General features: G+C 63.8%; 17 protein-coding genes and 1 riboswitch. Of the genes, 7 read left to right on the top strand and 10 right to left on the bottom strand.

Annotated elements, in window-relative coordinates; all coding sequences use genetic code 11:
- Window positions 1-173 precede the first annotated feature (173 nt).
- Window positions 174-1472 (top strand): MFS transporter, encoded by a 1299-nt coding sequence (locus tag V1288_RS08800; RefSeq protein WP_334356668.1) that lies wholly within the window; start codon window positions 174-176, stop codon window positions 1470-1472.
- 5 nt (window positions 1473-1477) lie between these two features.
- A complete protein-coding gene (locus V1288_RS08795) occupies window positions 1478-2137 on the top strand; it encodes a glutathione S-transferase family protein (protein ID WP_334356667.1) in 660 nt (219 codons plus the stop codon).
- Between the two features lie 145 nt (window positions 2138-2282).
- Here the strand turns inward: V1288_RS08795 and V1288_RS08790 are convergent, their stop codons facing one another.
- Together V1288_RS08790 and V1288_RS08785 are read right to left on the bottom strand one after the other, a co-directional pair.
- On the bottom strand, window positions 2283-4025 hold the full coding sequence (locus tag V1288_RS08790) for an N-acyl-D-amino-acid deacylase family protein (RefSeq protein WP_334356666.1): 1743 nt from the start codon (window positions 4023-4025) through the stop codon (window positions 2283-2285).
- 99 nt (window positions 4026-4124) lie between these two features.
- Window positions 4125-5339 carry an MFS transporter gene (locus tag V1288_RS08785; RefSeq protein WP_334356665.1) on the bottom strand — a complete coding sequence of 405 codons (1215 nt, stop codon included), beginning with the start codon at window positions 5337-5339 and terminating at the stop codon, window positions 4125-4127.
- A 174-nt stretch (window positions 5340-5513) separates the two neighbouring features.
- On the opposite strand from V1288_RS08785, the gene V1288_RS08780 reads away from it, so the two are divergent.
- The gene (locus V1288_RS08780; protein ID WP_334356664.1) at window positions 5514-6767 is read left to right on the top strand and encodes a hypothetical protein; all 1254 of its coding nucleotides are present in this window, start codon (window positions 5514-5516) and stop codon (window positions 6765-6767) included.
- A 155-nt stretch (window positions 6768-6922) separates the two neighbouring features.
- On the opposite strand, the gene V1288_RS08775 is transcribed toward V1288_RS08780, so the two are convergent.
- Window positions 6923-7171, bottom strand: a complete 249-nt coding sequence (locus V1288_RS08775) for a hypothetical protein (RefSeq protein ID WP_334361476.1) — start codon at window positions 7169-7171, stop codon at window positions 6923-6925.
- A 74-nt stretch (window positions 7172-7245) separates the two neighbouring features.
- Here V1288_RS08775 and V1288_RS08770 point away from each other — a divergent pair, with 74 nt between their 5' ends.
- A complete protein-coding gene (locus V1288_RS08770; RefSeq protein ID WP_247833125.1) occupies window positions 7246-7488 on the top strand; it encodes a hypothetical protein in 243 nt (80 codons plus the stop codon).
- Between the two features lie 94 nt (window positions 7489-7582).
- On the opposite strand, the gene V1288_RS08765 is transcribed toward V1288_RS08770, so the two are convergent.
- From V1288_RS08765 to V1288_RS08750, 4 genes are all read right to left on the bottom strand, one after another.
- Window positions 7583-7873, bottom strand: a complete 291-nt coding sequence (locus V1288_RS08765) for a hypothetical protein (protein ID WP_334356663.1) — start codon at window positions 7871-7873, stop codon at window positions 7583-7585.
- Between the two features lie 6 nt (window positions 7874-7879).
- Window positions 7880-8119 (bottom strand): transcriptional regulator, encoded by a 240-nt coding sequence (locus V1288_RS08760; protein WP_334356662.1) that lies wholly within the window; start codon window positions 8117-8119, stop codon window positions 7880-7882.
- A gap of 114 nt (window positions 8120-8233) precedes the next feature.
- Complete coding sequence (locus V1288_RS08755) at window positions 8234-8422, bottom strand: hypothetical protein (RefSeq protein WP_334356661.1); 189 nt, start codon at window positions 8420-8422, stop codon at window positions 8234-8236.
- An 86-nt stretch (window positions 8423-8508) separates the two neighbouring features.
- Entirely contained in the window at window positions 8509-10782 is a 2274-nt protein-coding gene (locus V1288_RS08750) for a TonB-dependent receptor (RefSeq protein ID WP_334356660.1), read from the bottom strand.
- A gap of 113 nt (window positions 10783-10895) precedes the next feature.
- A riboswitch (cobalamin riboswitch) is annotated at window positions 10896-11094 on the bottom strand.
- Window positions 11095-11239: 145 nt separating this feature from the next.
- Between V1288_RS08750 and V1288_RS08745 the strand changes: the two genes are divergently transcribed.
- Genes V1288_RS08745 through V1288_RS08735 form a run of 3 tightly spaced genes read left to right on the top strand, consistent with a single transcriptional unit; the run spans window position 11240 to window position 13898 of the window.
- Window positions 11240-12283: a FecCD family ABC transporter permease gene (locus tag V1288_RS08745; RefSeq protein WP_334356659.1), complete on the top strand. Its 1044-nt coding sequence runs from the start codon at window positions 11240-11242 to the stop codon at window positions 12281-12283.
- On the top strand, window positions 12280-13062 hold the full coding sequence (locus tag V1288_RS08740) for an ABC transporter ATP-binding protein (protein WP_334356658.1): 783 nt from the start codon (window positions 12280-12282) through the stop codon (window positions 13060-13062). The genes V1288_RS08745 and V1288_RS08740 overlap by 4 nt, the downstream gene beginning before the upstream one ends.
- Window positions 13062-13898 (top strand): ABC transporter substrate-binding protein, encoded by an 837-nt coding sequence (locus V1288_RS08735; RefSeq protein ID WP_334356657.1) that lies wholly within the window; start codon window positions 13062-13064, stop codon window positions 13896-13898. The genes V1288_RS08740 and V1288_RS08735 overlap by 1 nt, the downstream gene beginning before the upstream one ends.
- A 110-nt stretch (window positions 13899-14008) precedes the next feature.
- On the opposite strand, the gene V1288_RS08730 is transcribed toward V1288_RS08735, so the two are convergent.
- From V1288_RS08730 to soxB, 3 genes are all read right to left on the bottom strand, one after another.
- Window positions 14009-15049 (bottom strand): MBL fold metallo-hydrolase, encoded by a 1041-nt coding sequence (locus V1288_RS08730; protein ID WP_334356656.1) that lies wholly within the window; start codon window positions 15047-15049, stop codon window positions 14009-14011.
- 265 nt (window positions 15050-15314) lie between these two features.
- Window positions 15315-15776, bottom strand: coding sequence for a DsrE family protein (locus V1288_RS08725; RefSeq protein ID WP_442893931.1), 462 nt, complete (start codon window positions 15774-15776; stop codon window positions 15315-15317).
- Window positions 15773-17527: a thiosulfohydrolase SoxB gene (gene soxB / locus V1288_RS08720; protein WP_334356655.1), complete on the bottom strand. Its 1755-nt coding sequence runs from the start codon at window positions 17525-17527 to the stop codon at window positions 15773-15775. The genes V1288_RS08725 and soxB overlap by 4 nt, the downstream gene beginning before the upstream one ends.
- Window positions 17528-17611 lie beyond the last annotated feature (84 nt).

Genomic DNA, 17611 nt, shown 5'->3' with positions numbered 1-17611 from the left:
TCGCGCCGCGACGTGATCGTGATCCGGTTGTGGCACACGCCTGCCACAGCAGCCGGCAGTTGCGGAGCGGGCATCTGCGGAAAAATCCGGGTTGCCTTGCGCGCGATCCCCCTTGTACCATCGGAACCGGCCGATCTTACAGAGCCTGCAAAGATTAAACGGGGAAACCAGCCATGACCGCGCAACAGACGCCCGAGGGGACGTTCAAGGCGACGCCCAAGGGCGCATGGAAAGTCACTTTCCTACTGTTCCTGTTCATGCTGGTGAACTTTGCCGACAAGATCGTGGTCGGCCTCGCCGGCGCCCCGATCATGGACGAGCTGAAGCTCTCGCCGGAACAGTTCGGCTTCCTCGGCTCTTCGTTCTTCATCCTGTTTTCGATCTCGGCCATCGTCGTCGGCTTCATCGTCAACCGCGTCGACACCCGCTGGGTGCTGCTGGCGATGGCGGTGATCTGGTCGGTGGCGCAGTTTCCGATGGTCGGCACCGTCGGTTTCACCACGCTCGTGATCTGCCGCATCATCCTCGGCGCCGGCGAGGGGCCGGCGTTTGCGGTGGCGGCGCATGCAGTCTACAAATGGTTTCCCGACGAGAAGCGAACGCTGCCCACCGCCATTCTTTCGCAGGGCTCCGCATTCGGCGTGATCCTCGCGGTGCCGGCGCTGAACTGGATCATCGTCAATCATAGCTGGCACTACGCCTTCGGTGCACTCGGCCTGGTCGGCCTGATGTGGGCGGTGGCGTGGCTGGTGATGGGCAAGGAAGGGCCGCTGGTGCAGACGGTCGCGGCGGCAGCAGCCGACCCGCGCGTACCCTATTTGCAGCTTCTGACCTCGCGAACGTTCATCGGCTGCTGTGCGGCGACTTTCGGCGCCTATTGGGCGCTGTCGCTCGGGTTGACCTGGTTCACGCCGTTCATCGTCAAGGGGCTCGGCTTTTCGCAAAAGGATGCGGGCTGGGTTTCGGTGCTGCCCTGGGTGTTCGGCGCCACCATCGTGCTGCTGACGGGATGGATCTCGCAGGTGATGCTGGCGCGCGGCTTCACGACGCGGGGTGCGCGCGGCGTGCTCGGTTCGGTGCCGCTGATCATCGGCGGGCTGATCCTCACGGTGATGCCGCATGTCGACGGCGCCGGGCTGCAGATCGCGTTCCTCGTGGTCGGCTCCGGGCTCTGCGGCTCGATCTATGTGGTCTGCCCGCCGATGCTCGGCGAATTCACGCCGGTACAGCAGCGTGGCGCTGTGCTCGCGATCTATGGGGCGATCTATACGCTGGCGGGCATGATTGCCCCTTCCGTGATGGGCGTCGTGATCCAGAACGCCGTGGTGCCGCTCGACGGTTACATGACCGGCTTCACCATCAACGCCGTGATCATGGCGGCGTCGGGCCTGCTCGGGCTGTTGCTGCTCTGGCCGAACACGGAGCGCAAGAGGCTGATGGCCCAGGCGACCGTGCAGCCGAAGTTCGCGTGAGCGGAATGGCCCGATACAAGCTCCATTGCATTGGCGCCTCCGGAAACTCCTACAAGCTGGCGCTCTATATGAATTGCGCCGGCCTCGACTGGGAGCCGGTAGGGGTGGATTTTGCTGGCGGCCAGACCCGCGATCCGGGCTGGCGGGCAACTACGAACGCCATGGGCGAGGTCCCGGTGCTCGAAGTCGACGGGCAGCTTATGTCGCAGTCGGGCGCGATCCTGATCTGGCTCGCGGAAACTACCGGCAAGTTTGCGCCCAGCACCGACCAGCGATACGAGGCCTTGCGCTGGATCATGTTCGATAATCACAAGTTCACGAACAACCATGCGATGCACCGGTTTCAGAGGTCATTCATGCCCGAGCCGGTGCATCCGGCCATCCTGTCGTTCCTGCGCTCGCGTACCGAGGCGAGCTTTGCGATCGCTGAAAAGCACCTCGCCGATCGCGCCTTCATGCTCGGCGACAAGCCCACCATCGTGGATTTTTCCCTGGCGGGATATGTCTATTACCCCAAGGAGGAGACCGGCTTCGACATCACGGCGGATTTTCCGGCGCTCCATGCCTGGCGCGAGCGCCTCGCGGCGTTGCCGGGCTGGAAACCGCCCTACGAGCTGATGCCGGTGGGATCGGATCTGCGGCTCTCGATGCTCCGACCCGCATAAACCTGCAGAGTTTCGTAGCCCGATGGAGCCAACGGGTCGCGCGAATGCGCGCCCGATGACAGGCTCCGCGCAATCCGGGGCGGTCGATCCGCCTGCAAGATTCCCGGGTTACGCTTCGCTGCACCCGGGCTACTTTCGCGCTCCCTTAACTCGCCGCCGCGTCGAATTGCGGCTTGGTCCCCTGCGCGCCGCGCACCAGTCTGCCTGGGCGTGCAGCGGTGGCCTTGCCGCCGCGCTGCGTCACCACGCCGGAGACGATGGTGGCCTCGTAGCCGTCGACCTGCTGCATCAGGCGGCGGCCGCCGACCGGCAGGTCGTAGTGAACCTTCGGCGGATGCAGATGCAGCCGGTCATAGTCGATGACGTTGACGTCGGCCTTGAAGCCTGGGGCGATGACGCCGCGGTCGTAGAGGCCGACCGAGAGCGCGGTCTTGCGCGACTGCGCCGCCACCACGAACGGGATCGACAATTTTTCGCCGCGGCTGCGGTCGCGCGTCCAGTGCGTCAGGAGATAGGTCGGGAAGCTGGCGTCGCAGATGATGCCGCAATGCGCGCCGCCGTCGGAGAGGCCCGGCACGGCATTGGGATCACGCAGCATCTCGCGCGTCGCATCGAGATTGCCGTCGGCATAATTGAGGAACGGCACGTAGAGCATGCCGCGGCCTTCGTCCGTCAGCATCGCATCATAGGCGAGTTCTTCCGGCTGTTTGCCCTGGCGGCGGGCCTGCGCGCCGAGCGTGTTTTCCGGCGGCTGTTCGTAATCCGGCGGGTTTCCGAGCAGGTACATCTTGTCGTAATTCGGCCGGAAGAACAGTGGGTCGTCGGTCGCGGTGGCATGCTCGCTCAGAATGGCTTTACGCACTTCCGGCCGGCGCAGCCGCGCGAGCCGCTCGGTGAGCGGCAGATGCGCGATCGCCTGGTAGCTCGGATGGGTCTGGAACGGATTGCGTGACAATTCCAGACCGAGCATCAGCCCGACCGGGCGGGCGGCGATCTGCGCGGTGATCGACAGGCCACGCGCCGAAGCGTCGCGGATCGTATCCAGCGTCTGGCGCCAGCGCTGCGGCGCCTTGTCGTTCTGCGTGATCGAGAACGATACCGGGATATTGGTGTTTTCCGCCACCCGCAGCATCATCGGCAGGTCTTCGTCGATGCCGGAGAGATCGAGCACGAACTGAAAGACGCTGCGGCCTTGCGCGTGCATCGCTGCCGCGATCGCGGTCAGTTCGTCCTCGCCGGCCTTTAGAGTCGGCGTGAAATCGCCGGTCGATGTGCGATGATTCAATGTGCGCGACGTCGAAAAGCCGAGCGCGCCGGATCGCACCGCATCGGCAGCCAGTGCCGCCATCGCCTTGTTGTCTTCTGGTGTCGACGGATCACGCCGCGCGCCGCGTTCGCCCATCACATAGACGCGCAGTGCTGCGTGCGGCAGTTGCGCGCCGATATCCATGTCAAAGCTTCGCTTCGACAGCCACTCCATGTAATCCGGAAAGCTTTCCCAGGCCCAGGGAATGCCGGCGCTCAGTACCGGCTCGGAGATGTCCTCGACGCCTTCCATCAACTGGATCAGCCGGACATGGTCGGCCGGACGGCAGGGCGCGAAGCCGACGCCGCAATTACCCATGATCGCTGTCGTGACGCCGTTCTGCGACGAAGGCGTGATATCCTGGCTCCAGGTGACCTGGCCATCATAATGGGTGTGGACGTCGACAAAGCCGGGCGCGACCAGTTTGCCTTTGGCGTCGATCTCTTCGTTGCCCTTTGCTGCCACCTTGCCGACTTCGGTGATGCGACCGCCGGAGATCGCCACATCGGCTTCGAACAATTCGCCGCCCTTGCCATCGGCAACGGTGCCGCCACGGATCACGAGGTCGGGGGTCGAGGTCATGGCTTCCATCCCGGTTCTGGTTTTTGTTGGCGCATCATCCAACGTGCCCCCGCACAGTCAACCGCCGGGGATGAGGCTCAGGAATGCATCGGCAGGTAGTTAGGCCCGAGCGGGTTCCGCCGGCTTGCGGTCGGTCACCAGCGCCAGCAGGACCGTCAGCACCATGAAGGCAACGGATGCGCCGAACACCCAATGCGGCAGGCTCTGGTCCATGATCCAGCCGAACAATAGCGGGCTGAGAATGCCGCTGAAATTGAAGCCGGTCGAGACGATGCCGAACGCGCGGCCGGCCGCGCCTGCCGGTGCGGCGTTGCGCACCAGCATGTCGCGCGACGGCGCGATGACGCCGCCGAGGAATCCGGCCAGCCCCATCGCGGCGGTCAGCACGGCCGACGGCAGGTTGATCGTCGCAATGATTGATATGATAACGGCGTTGATCGCAAAGCATGCGGCGGCGACGTTGCCGTGGCGTTTCGTGCGGTCGGCGAGATAGCCGCCGGCCAGCACGCCGGCCGCGCTGGCGCCGAGAAAGGCGGTCAGCGCGATATTGGCGGCCGAGAATGTCACGCCATAGCCGCTCATCAGCGCGACGACACCGAAATTGCTGATGCCGGCATTCGACAGGCCGAGCAGCATGAAGAAAATCGTCAGCACGATGATGGCAGGCGTCACGATGCTCTGCTGCGGTACCGGCGCGCCATCGGTCTTGCGATCGGCCGAACTCGCATCCGGAATTCTGACCGCGATCAACAGCAGCGCCACAGCAGGGCCGACGGCGCCGGCCACGATCAGCGCGCCGAGACCGCCGACAGTTGCCACCAGTGCAGCCATGATCGCGGGTGCCACCGCGCCGCCGAGGAAGCCCGCAAAAGTGTGGACCGAAAACGCGCGGCCCATCCGCGCTTCGTCCATATGCGTCGACAGGATCGCATAGTCGCACGGATGATAGACGCTGTTGGCGAGCCCGAGCAGCGCGGCGCAGACGATCAGCGAGGCGTAGCTCAAATGCAGGCCGAGCATGATCAGCGCGAGGCCGCCTGCGGTGAGGCCGATCAGCAGCACTTTTCGCGCGCCGATATGGTCGGCGAGATAGCCGATCGGGGCTTGCGTCAGGCCCGAGACGACGCCGAACACGGTCAACGCGAAACCGAGCTCGATATAACCGACGCCGAGCTGTTCCTTAAGGAACGGAAACAGCATCGGCAGCACGAAGAGATGGAAGTGGCTGACCCAATGGGCGGCCGAAATCGCAGCCAGCGTACGCAGCGAAGTGTCCGCTTTGGCTTGTTGCGGTGCGGCCAGAATGTCGACCATGTCAGTTCAAAATCCCGTGTCATTTACGGCCCGGCAGGGCGGTGGTGAAATTATCGTCCAGCCGTTATTTGTCCATGAATGCCGCTGCATGGCTGCCCCGGCGGAGGGCAGGGACACGCCAAAGGCATCATAAAATCGGGAGACAAAGGCGGTCCGGCTCGGCAATGATCCGACATGCCTGATCCCGCAAAACCGCTCCGGGTGCTCGTCTCCGAAGGTTCCTCCACCTCGGCCCGGGAGGCGATTACGATTCTGGGTCTTTCGGGTCATGAGATCGAAGTCTGCGATCCCTCGCCATGGTGCCTTTCGCGGTTCTCGGGCTTCGTCCGAAAATTTCATCGCTGCCCTGGACTGCGTGATGACCCCACCGGTTATCTGGCCTTCATCGAGCAGCGATTGGCTGAGGCGAAATTCGACGTGCTGCTGCCGACGCATGAGCAGGGATTTTTGTTTGCCCGGGCGAAGCAGCGCATCGAAGGCCGTGCCGGTATCGCGCTGCCGAGTTTTGCGAGCTATCGCACGGCGCACAGCAAGGCCGGCTTCAGCCGGCTGCTCGACCGGCTGCGACTGCCGCAACCGCTGACGCAGATTGTGAGATCGTCGCAGCCATTGCGTGAAGCTGTGCGCTTTCCCTCTGTCATCAAGACGTCGATCGGCACCGCGAGCCGCGGCATCTGGTTCATTCGCAATGCCGCCGATCTCGAAGGCGCGCTGCACGATCTCGGCGCCGGCGACGCGTTCGCTGGTGAGGTGCTGGTGCAGGACCTTATCGCCGGTACGACCGAGAAGGCGCAGTCGGTGTTTTGCCGTGGCCGAATGGTCGGCTTTCATGCCTATCGGCAGGTCATGCCTGGCGTGGGCGGCGGCGAGGCGATCAAGCAGAGCGTGAGGCGGCCTGCCGTTCGCGCTCATCTCGAAAAGGTCGGACAAGCGCTCGATTGGCACGGTGCGCTGTCGATCGACTACATCATGCCCGATGGCGGCGGCGCGCCACTGCTGATCGATTGCAATCCGCGCCTGGTCGAGCCCGTCAACGCATATCGTGCCGGCGTCGATCTGGTCGGGCTCCTGCTTCTGATATCGCTGGGCGAGGCGCCGGCAGCATCGCCCGAGGGACGCGAGGGCGTGCTCACGCACCTGGCGATGCAGGCGCTGCTCGGATGCAGCGCGCGCTGTGGTACGCGGCGCGACATCGCCAGGGAATGCGTGCGCCTGTTTGCGCACAGCGGACCTTATGCCGGGAGCACCGAAGAACTCACGCCGGTGCGGTCGGACTGGATCTGCGCCGTTCCGCTTGCGGTGACGGCGGCATGGCTGCTGGCCTCGCCGAAATCAGCGGTCAAACTCGCGCGTGGCGGCTTTGGTGCGCATCTGCTCGATCTCGGGAGTATCCGGACGATTGAGGAGGAGGGGTTTGGCCAAACATAGATCGTCATCGCCCGGCCTTGACCGGGCGATCCAGTATTCCGCGGTGCCGATGTTGTACGGAAAGGCCTCGGCGTACTGGATCGACCGCCGGAGCCCGTCATCGGGCGCGCATTCGCGCGACCCGTTGGCGGGCGATGACACCTTTGCTTGCCGCGCTACAACGGCTCGTCGTCATTGCCGTGGCGGTCGCGCTTCGGCGTGGCGATATCGCCGTCCTCGTAGTCGTCATCCTCGACCGGCGCACGTTCCGGCTTTTTCGATTTGTCGTCGGGTTTTTTCGGAGGCTCGCTCTTTCTGCCAGTTCCGCCCATGTGATGCCTTTTTCGCCGGCTGAATCGGCGTTTGCTCTGCATGCCGATTCGGAGTAACGGCATGACCTCAATCCTGTTGCGCTTGGCCGGCATCTTAACGCTGGCCACACCAATTTTCCTGCCCTTTTTGCGGCGTTCAGTCCAAGGGGCGTTCACACGGAGTAAGCATGAAGAAGCCCCGCATCGCGGCGGACGAACCGCAGCCGCGAAAAATGATCCGAGCCGACAAGGCGCCGACCACCGGTTACTCGCTGGTGGTGGACGGTCATTTCAAATCGCATCACGAGACGGTCGAGGCGGCCGAAGAGGCCGGCATGGCCCTGAAGAATCGATTCCAGATGCTTCAGGTGCAGGTCTACGACGCCGAGAACAAGACGCGGTCGCTGATCGACTGGCCAGGTCCGGCATAACGCTGCGGATATCTGACTTAACTTTCCCGGGTCGTTTAGCGCGAAGACGCGCTTCGCGCTTTTGCCGGGCATGATGACACCGGTAAATCCGGCCTCAGGTTCGCCGTCCGCCGTTCTGCTGGCTAGCCAGCCACTCGGACAGGGCCACCGATTTCTCGGCTGGCCGTTTGGTGCCGGCGGGCGCCTTCTTTGCGGCCCTTGCGGCCGGCGCACGTTGTGGCTCGGCTGCCTCGCGCGCGAGCCGCAACGCCTTCAGCTTCGCCATATTGTCGAGCACGGCCTTGGCCGCGGCGTCGCGTTCGGCCTTGCCGGACCTTGCGTCCTGGGCCGCCTTTGTCGCCTTGTCGATACGCGCCTGGGCCCGATCGCGATCCTCTTTCGTCATGTCAGGTCAGCCTCTTTTCGCGGTCCTGGTCTTGGTCTTGCTTCTGGCCACAGGTTCCGGCGGGTTTTCGCGGTCGGCCGCTTCCTTCGCCAGACGGAGCGCGCGCAGCTTCTCTGTCCGCTTCCGGATCGCGATATCGGCGGCCGCGATCTCGGCCATCGCCTTGATGCCCTCGACTTCCTGGTCGCGCTTACGCTTTAGCCGAATTTCCTTCAGCTCGGCAGCGCTCTTCGGCTCATCGTCCATCTTATACCTCTGAAATCACGACTGATATCGTCGGGCGGTCTGTGGCCGGTTTACCACGGATCGGGGCGCAGAGGACGTTATTTTCGGTCGAAAAAGGCGCACTTTCTTGCGAAATCAGCCATCAGGATGAAAGGCCGCGTCATCCTCGTCCAGCTCGGGGCTGGCTTGATCGAAGCTGGCAAGCCAGGCGCCCAGCGCCGCTGACGCATGTCCTTCGGCCTTCATCTGCCGCAACGCAATGCGGACGCTGATCCGGCCATGGCGGTTGGCGCGGAACGGAAGCGGTTCAGCATGAAAAAGCATTCTCCCGGGCAATCGCCCGAAGGAGAATACCGTCTCGTCAGGTCAGGACAAGCCGGTGCGCCGTGGCGCCGAGCCGGCTATTGCGGTCAGAACGTCGCGCCGGCCTTCACCATGTAGGTCCGTCCGGGCAGCGGATAGGCCGAGAAGCGGCCGGGCGTGAACAGGCTCTCGACGGCGTAGTCGTAGTACTGCGCATTGAGAATATTGTTGACGGAGATTGACCAGAAGAAGCGCTCGTACGCGCCGCTCAGCTTGAAATCGACCGTTGCACTCGCTGGAATCAAGCGTTGAATATTGGCCTGGTCGTTGTCCATGAAGCGCTCGCTCCAGGCACGCACGGTGGCGTCGGCGACGAGATAGTTCTGCCAGATGTTCCAACTGACGCCGGCGCTGCCGGTGTAGCGGGACACCAGCGGAACGTCGTTGCCGGCAAACGGGCCTTCGCGGAACACCGCACGGGTATAGGCCATGCCGCCGCGCAACTGCACGGTATCGCTGACACGAAACGACGCGCTGGTTTCCGAGCCATAGCGGCGGGTCGGGTCGAGATTGACGTTGAAGCGCTGTACCGGGTTGAAATGAAGTTCGTTCTCAAGGTCCATGTTGTAGATGCTCGATTGAACTTCGAGCGGTCCAGACTTGATGCGAACGCCGCCCTCGATGTCATGAGAGGTCTGGGTCTTCAGCCTGAAGTCACCGGGAAGCGCGTTGAAGAAGGGATCGAAGGCGGGACCCGAGGAGAGCCTTTCATCGACGTTCGGCGTGCGGAACGCGCGCGCGGCGCGACCGAATACCGAAAAGACGTTGTTGAAGCGATGCTCGACGCCGATATGCAGTGCGTATTGGCCTTCCTCGCTGTCAAGCGGGAGGTTCTGGGCGCTGCACGTGAAGAAAATCGCGCAGTTCGGATCGTTCTGAAGGATGTCCCGGGCTTTCAGGGTGGTCCGTTGAAGGCGGCCGCCGTATGAAAAATCTGTCGTCGGTAACAGTCCGATGGTTTGCTGAAAGTACCCGGCGAGCGTTTGCTGCGACAAATCGTAGGTGTGAATGGGAATCATGCCTTTGGCGACCGGACGCTCTGAGTGATAGGTCGCGTCATAATAATCAACGCCGGTCAGGATGGTCGAAGGCATTCCGAAGATCACGTTCTTGATGCTCAAGCGCGGCGTGATCGACCACGTCTGCAGATGGCTGTCGACATAGTTGAACGGGATCGTTGGCAACAGGCCGAAGAATCCGGCCTGCTGCTTCTTGTCCCGCACGCCGCCATCGACGATGAGGTCAACGCCGTTCGTCAGGGTCTTGGTGAAGCCGGCAGTGGCGTTGGCGCCTTGCTGGTTGGCGTAGTCGAACGGGGTATTGGTGCCGCGGCGGTCGGTGACGAGCTGGTTCAGGCCGGTCGCCGGATCAACCGTGCGGCCGCCGGGAAGACCCAGCTTCTGATCGTCGCCCGAGAGCGTCAGGAACGCGGTGAGACCGGGCGTGGTGTAATTCAAATTGCCGACGCCGTTGCGCTGGTCGAGGGCGTTGTTGACCCGATAGCCGTCGGACTTGATGCCGTTGCCGTAGAACGACGTCGACCACGGTCCGTAATTGGTCGCGGCCGAAACAGAGGCCTGCCGCTGGTTGAACGATCCGACGCCGGCTTCGGCGCGGATCGCGACGGGCGGGCCGCCGACGCCGTTCTTCAGGACGATGTTGATGACGCCGCCGATGGCGTTGTCGCCGTACAGTACCGCGCCGCTGTTGCCGCGGGTGATTTCGATGCGCTCGATCGAATCGCGCGGAATGGTCGAGAAATCCACGCCTTGCATATCGACGTCATTGACCCTGCGTCCATTGATGAGGAGCAGGGTATTGGAGGAGGCGAACGCACCGAAGCCACGGAGGTCGACACTGGTCCTTGCGCCATTAACGCCGCCAAACAGGGTCGTTAGCTGCACGCCCGGTGTCTGAGCGATGATTTCCTGTACGGTGTAGGCCGGCGAACGCGCGATATCCTGCGCTGTTATGACCGCGGTCGATGCGCCGACGATGCCGTTGAATTGCCGGACAGCGCCTACGCCGGTCGAGAACGAGTCCGCCGCCGGGCCGGGCGCTGGAACAGCGTTGGGGTCGGGCCTCGAAGATGTGCGAGGCACGATGCGGCGCGAGGTCGAGGTCTGGTCGGTGGCGGGTTTGGCTCGGGTCCGGTTCGCGTCGCCGGGCGGATTGACCTCGATCGGCGGCAACTCATCCGACGATGTGGTTTGCTGTGCATGCGCTGCAGAGACGCCCAGCAAGAGAGCCGGTATGAGAAAAGTCGAAGCCAACAGAATGGCGCGACGCCGCTGTATGGTTGTGGCTAGCGTGGAAGACATAGTTAGAGCCTCGGTATGACGTCAGTGGCACGTCACAGCGAACCAAGTCTCACCATGTGCTTTGAGCAGCTTAGGTGAAGCTAATGCCTGTACTCCCCGACCGACATCTTCGCGTGTGACCACGGCTGACGGCAGGTCTCCTGGCTCGCGGGTCGTTACCCTTCGTCGCCTTCCCAGGACCGAGATTCCCAGTGGCCTATGACGAAGGATTCGCCGCTTACAGTTGCGGGGGCAGCCGCGGAATTGGGGAGATTCCCCGCACCGCATTCCCTTTTGATCCCCAAAGCGGGAACCGTCGGAACTATGGTAGAAGTTTGTCAAAGTCCGAGTCAATCCGCCTTGGGCGCCCACAGCATTCCTCACTGGACGAGTGCGCTATTTTTGCCGCATGAGCACGCTGCCTGCTCCTTGCCTGAACTCCTGTACCGGGGCGGGTAAAACTGCTTTAGGACGATCGATGAGTGTTGAGACCGTTGCCGTGACCAACGAGGATGCCGCGCGCCGGAGGATCGGCGTGACCACAATGCTTGCCGCCCTCGTTGTGCTGCTGGTGCTGATCTCGCTGGGTATTGGCCCGGTGCGGCTGTCGCCGCTTGCGGCGGCGGAAGCGCTGTTCGGCGGCGGCAGCGACGTGGCACAGGTGATTGTGCGGGAGATCCGCCTGCCGCGGACGCTGCTGGCGCTGGCGATCGGCGCCATTCTCGGGCTGTCGGGCGCGTCGCTGCAGGGCCTGCTGCGCAACCCACTGGCTTCGCCCTCGCTGTTCGGTGCGCCGCAATCCGCCGCGTTCGGCGCGGTGCTGGTGATCGCGCTGGGGCTGGCCGATGTGCGCTCCTATGCCCTGCCGGTGGCGGCGATCATCGCGGCGTTCGCTTCAGTATTCGTGCTGCTGACCATCGCTGGCCGCAATGCCGGGCTGCTGATCCTCATCCTGTCGGGCTTGGCGATTTCGAGTTTTGCCGGGGCTGCCACCGCGCTGGTGATGAACCTCTCTAGCAACCCCTTTGTGGTCCTGGAGATCGCGTTCTGGCTGCTCGGCTCGCTGGAGGACCGCAGCTTTCAGCACGTGATGCTGGCGCTGCCGTTCATCATCGCCGGCGCGATCATGCTGTTCAGCCAGCGCCATGCGTTTCGCGCGCTGAGTCTCGGCGAAGAAACCGCGCAAAGCCTCGGCGTCGATGTCGGACGTTTGCGGCTGTTCGTGATTTCGGGCGTGGCGCTCGGTGTCGGTGGCGCGGTCGCCGTCACCGGCACCATCGGGTTCATAGGCCTGGTCGCGCCGCATCTGATGCGGCCGCTGATCGGGCATGATCCGGGTCGGCTATTGGTGCCAAGCGCGCTCGCCGGCTCGGCGCTGCTGCTGGCGGCCGACATCGCGGTGCGCATCATTCCCTCGACCTCCGACATCAAGGTCGGCGTGCTGACCTCGATCATCGGCGTGCCGTTCTTCCTCTACCTGATCATGCGCGAACGCCGCGCGCTCGGCGGAGGTGTCGCATGAGCGATGCGGCGCTGCTGACCGCAACGGGACTCTGCGTGCGGCTCGCCGGTCGCGTCGTGCTGAAAGACGTTTCGCTGACGCTCTCGCCGGGACATCTGGTGGCGCTGGTCGGGCCGAACGGCGCCGGCAAGACCACGCTGTTGCGGGCGCTGGCGGGATTGATCCCGTCCGAGGGCGAGATCGAAATCGGCAGCCAGGCGCTGGCTTCGCTGCCGCTGCGCGAGCGCGCAAAACGCTTCGGCTATTTGCCGCAAGGCCATGTCGTGCACTGGCCGCTACCGGCCCGCGATATCGTGGCGCTCGGCCGCTACCCGCACGGCGCCACCGATCCGGCGCGGCTGTCGCCTCGGGATGCGGAGGCGGTTTTGCGCGCGATGCAGGCGGTCGATGTGATGGCGTTCAGCGATCGCCGCGTCACGGAATTGTCCGGCGGCGAGCGCAGCCGCGTCGCGCTGGCCCGCGCGCTGGCGGTGGAGGCGCCGGTCATCCTGGCCGACGAGCCGACCGCCTCGCTCGACCCTCGGCACCAGATCGACGTCATGAAGAATTTGCGCGCGACCGCCGACAAGGGCGTGCTCGTCATTGTCGTGACGCATGATCTGGGACTCGCAGCGCGGTTCGCCGACCATGTGCTGGTGCTGCGCGAAGGCCGGCTGGTGTCGCAGGGCGCGCCGGCCGTGGCGCTGTCCGAGCAGGTGATGGCCGATGTGTTCCGGATCTCGGCCTATCGCGCGGAATTCCAGCGCGAGGCCGTCATCGTCCCCTGGGCGGATATCTGATGCGACGACGGCTGGCATTTCTGGTCGCGATGATGACGCTCGCATTGCCGGGCGGCGCTGCGCTTGCAACCAATCTGCCGCGCCTGGTATCGATGAATGTCTGCACCGACCAATTGCTGCTGACGCTGGCCGATCCCGAACAGATTCTGGGATTGAGTCGGTTTTCGCGGGACGGGTGGCAATCGCAGGCGGCCGACATCAGCCGGTATCCGGTTTTGTCCGGAGGTGCCGAGGACGTTCTGCTGATCAGACCCGACATTGTCGTCGCAAGTGCGTTCGACAAGCGATCGACGCGGGAGCTGTTGAAGGCCAAGGGACTTCATCTTGCCGAGCTTGCCGTGCCGCGAACCCTCGACGAAGCGCGGCAGCAGATCCGCGAGGCCGGCGATATCACCGGACATCCCGATCGCGCAGCCGCGGAAATCGCGCGGCTTGATGCGGCGCTGGCGCGCGCCCGCCGCGCGGTCTCGGAACAGCACTATCGCGTGCTGCCATTGTCGCGGCGTGGTTGGGTGGCGGGCAGCGACAGTTTTGTCGGTTCGCTGCTCGGCGAAATTGGCTTGCGCAGCGCGGCCGGCGATCTCGGTTTTGCGTTCGGTGGATTCGCCTCGCTGGAGGCGATTGTCAACTTGCGGCCGGACTTCATCGTGGTTTCGCAGGCCGGCGACACTGCGAAGGACGACGGCCAGGCATTTCTGTTGCACCCGGCGTTGGAGCGCTTCTATCCGCCGGAAAAGCGCATCGTGATTCCGGAACGGCTGACCGAGTGCGGCGGCGTCATGCTGGCGGATGCGCTGGATGCGCTGGCGGCGGAAGTGAAGCGGGTGGGGAAGTAAATTCGTAGTTTCGTAGGGTGGCAAAGCGAAGCGTGCCCACCATCCAGAGCGAATGTGTTGATAGATGGTGGGCACGGCGCAAGCGCGCCTTTGCCCACCCTACGGACTTCTCACCCCATCACCACCGGTCCGCCGACCTTCTTCCACGCATCGATACCGCCTTCGATGTGCGCGGTGTTGGCTAGCCCTGCGCGCTTCGCGGCGGTCACCGCCATCGCGGAACGTTCGCCGAAGGCGCAGAAGAACACCACGCGGCGGCCGGTGGCGGCGGCGACTTCGCGCAGCATGCCGCCCGGCTTGAGGCTCTCGGCGATACCGGGGTAGGGCGCATGCAGCGCGCCCGAGATCGTGCCGTGCTTGGCGCGCTCGCTGGTTTCGCGCAGATCGACCAGCAGGATGTCGGGCCGGCCGAGGCTGTTGATGGCGTCGCGCGCGGAGAGCGCGAGCCCCTGTTTGGCAAGCTCTTCCTGGTGCAGGCCGACATGCATGTTGGCGGGCACCGCGACGTCCATCATCTTCGGGTTCGGCAGCTTCAGATTGGCCATCAGCTCGATATATTCATCGACCGAGCGCACCTGCAGCCGCGGATTGTAACGCCGCTCCTCGCCGATGGTGGAAACCGTGTCGCCCTTGTAGTCGTGGGCGGGGAATACCATGGTTTCATCCGGCAGTTTCAGCAGCCGGTTGAAGATCGATTCGTACTGCGCGCGCGAAGAGCCGTTCTGGAAATCGGTGCGGCCGGTGCCGCGGATCAGCAGCGTATCGCCTGTGAAGACGCGGTCGCCCATCAGATAAGAGTAGGAGTCATCGGTGTGGCCAGGCGTGTACATGACGTCGAGGCTCAGGCCCTCGACCATCACCTTGTCGCCATCGGAGACCCGCATCGACACCACGTCGGCCTTGCTCTGCTCGCCCATGATGGTGATGCACTGGGTGCGGTCGCGCAGTTCACCGAGGCCGGTGACGTGGTCGGCGTGCAGATGGGTGTCGACCGCCTTCACCAGCCGCAGATCGAGTTCGCGCAGGAGCTGGCAGTAGCGGTCGGCTTTCTCCAGCACGGGGTCGAGGATCAACGCCTCGCCGCCGGCGCGACTGGCCAGCAGATAGCTATAGGTGCCTGAAACGCTGTCGAAGAGTTGACGAAAGATCATGGCTGATTTCCCTAGACTAGCTCCCGTCACCCTGAAGAGACCGCAACGCGACCGTCTCGAAGGGCGACAGCCCGGCCGTCTATCCTTCGGGGCTCGCTACGCGAGCGCCTTCGGAATAAGCGCAATTGCGCTTATTCCTGAGATGACGGATCGGAAATGACCCTGGGGCCGGACGTTGCTCCGGCCCTGCTCCTGCAATTCCCATCGATTGTACCACGCCTGACGGTACGATGGTGGCATCAGGCAGAATTGAAATCCCGCGTCCTCACGGTCGCACCAGCGTATACCCGTTCTCGGTCAGAAACAGAATCTGCGCCACGCCGACCTGCACCGGCGTTGCCGCGGCGATGAACTCCGGCCGCTTGCCCGCTTCACGTTCGAGCGTATCGACGGTGTTGAGGCAGATATCGAAACGCGCGCCCTGCGCCGCCAGGCTCTCGACCATCTTGCGGTTGGGGTTTTCCGGGCGCAGCAGATCGATGCCGGGACCGAACGCCACGACCTCGATCGCGACCTTGTCGGGATCGTAATGCTTCATCAGGTTGCTGGCGACGCTGAGCACGAGGCCCTGTTTCCGCGGGTCATTGTCGGAGAGCTGCAGCACGATCTTGTGCTCGGCAAACGGCTTGTCCTGCAGCGGCACCTGCTGGGTGCGAGCATCGGACGTGGCGACTGCGATCAGCGCTGCCGCCAGCATGGCGCGAATGATGGTCGAAAAACCGTTCATCCCTGTCCTGCAATGCCCGGATTATCTTCAACGCCTTTCAGCGTGACGCCCGGCGCGGCCCTGTTGGGCGGCTTGCCCGACTGCAGATGTCTGGCGACGACATCCCAGACCGGCGCGCCGCTCTGTTCGTTGACCGAGGCCCAGCCCGCCACCTTGTAGCGCTTGCCGGCTTGCAGCGCGTGGCCGCTGTCGAGCTTCAGATCGGAAATCCGCTTGCCCACGGATTCGGCCGGCGTGCAGGTGTAGGCGAGGCCGCCGACGCGGACCATGTCGCCGCCCTGTTGGTAATAGGGATCGGTGTTGAAGAGATTGTCGCAGATGTCTTCCAGCACGTCCTTGATCTGGCCGCCGGTCATGGTCTGGATGTAGGTCTCGGGATAAGTGACGGCGGTCTGCGCCATCACGTCCTCCATCGTCAGCGGCTGGCCTGCCAGTGCGGTGGTGCCCCAGCGAAATCCCGGCGACAGCGCGATCTCGGCGTTCAGTTCGTCGCGTAGCGCATCGCAGATCAACTGGTCCATGCTGCCGCTGAAATTGCCGCGGCGATAGAGCAGGCGATCGGCAGACCCAACCTTCTCGCTCAGGGCAGCCGCATGCGGCTCGCGGGCCTTGTCGATCAGCGCCTGCATCGCCGGATCGGGCTTCAGCAACTCCGAAAACACTGGCAGCAGCCGGTAGCGCACATTGCTGACCTTGCCCTTGCCGATGTCGAGATCGAGCACCGCCAGAAACTTGCCGTTCGAGCCGGCATTGGTGACGAGCGTGACGCCGCCCGGATTGTTTACGGCAATCGGCTGCGGCACGGCGTCGTGGGTATGGCCGCCGAGAATGACATCGATGCCGGTGACGCGGCTGGCGAGCTTGAGGTCGACATCCATGCCGTTATGCGACAGCAGAATGACGGCATCGACCTTGTCGGTGTTGCGATGGGTATCGACGAGCTTTTGCAGTTCCTCGTCGCGAATGCCGAATTTCCAATCGGGTGTGAAGCGCTTGGGGTGCGCGATCGGCACGTAAGGGAACGCCTGACCGATCACGGCGATGCGGTGCCCGCCGATCTCCTTGATGACGGACGGCTTGAACACGCGTCCCGACGCCGGATCGAACGCCTTGGCATCGTTGAAGGCGGCTTCCTCGGTGAGAAAAACGTTCTGCGCCAGGAATTCGCCCTTGAAGCGTTCGAGGTTGGCGCGCAACGCCTTTTCGCCGTAGGTGAACTCCCAATGGCCGGTCATGGCTTCGATGCCGAGCAGGTTCGCCGCGTCCACCATGTCGGCGCCCTGCAGCGTGTTGGAAAGGCCGGAACCCTGCCATAGGTCGCCGCCGTCGAGCAGCAGCGAACGTCCCGATCCAGCCTCGCTGCGCATCCGGTCGATCAATGTCTTCAGATGCGCGAAGCCGCCGAGCTTGCCGAATCTCCCGGCAGCTTTCTCGAATTCGATGCAGGTGAAAGCGTAGGCGTCGGCACTGTCGGGCCGGATGCCGAAGCGATCGAGGAAGGCGCGTCCGACCAGATGCGGCGGATTGCCCCGCATCGGTCCGACGCCGAGATTGACGCTCGGCTCGCGGAAGAACACCGGCCGAAGCTGCGCATGGGTATCGGTGATGTGCAGGATGCGCGCGTTGCCGAAGCGTTCGAGATCGTAAACGCCTGCATTGTTATCGGCGGCATGCGCACTGAGCCGCGGCAGGCTGCCGGACAGGGTGGCGGCGCCCGCTAACGTCAGGAAATCGCGGCGGCGGATGGTCATGCGGGTCTCCGCGCGTCGTAAAGACTCTTAATTGTTGAGCATGATCTTGGCAGAAAACCGGTTTCCACTTTTCGGGACCATGCT

Source organism: Bradyrhizobium sp. AZCC 2176, assembly GCF_036924645.1.
Classification (GTDB): domain Bacteria; phylum Pseudomonadota; class Alphaproteobacteria; order Rhizobiales; family Xanthobacteraceae; genus Bradyrhizobium.
This window is presented reverse-complemented; position numbering and strand designations above follow the sequence as displayed.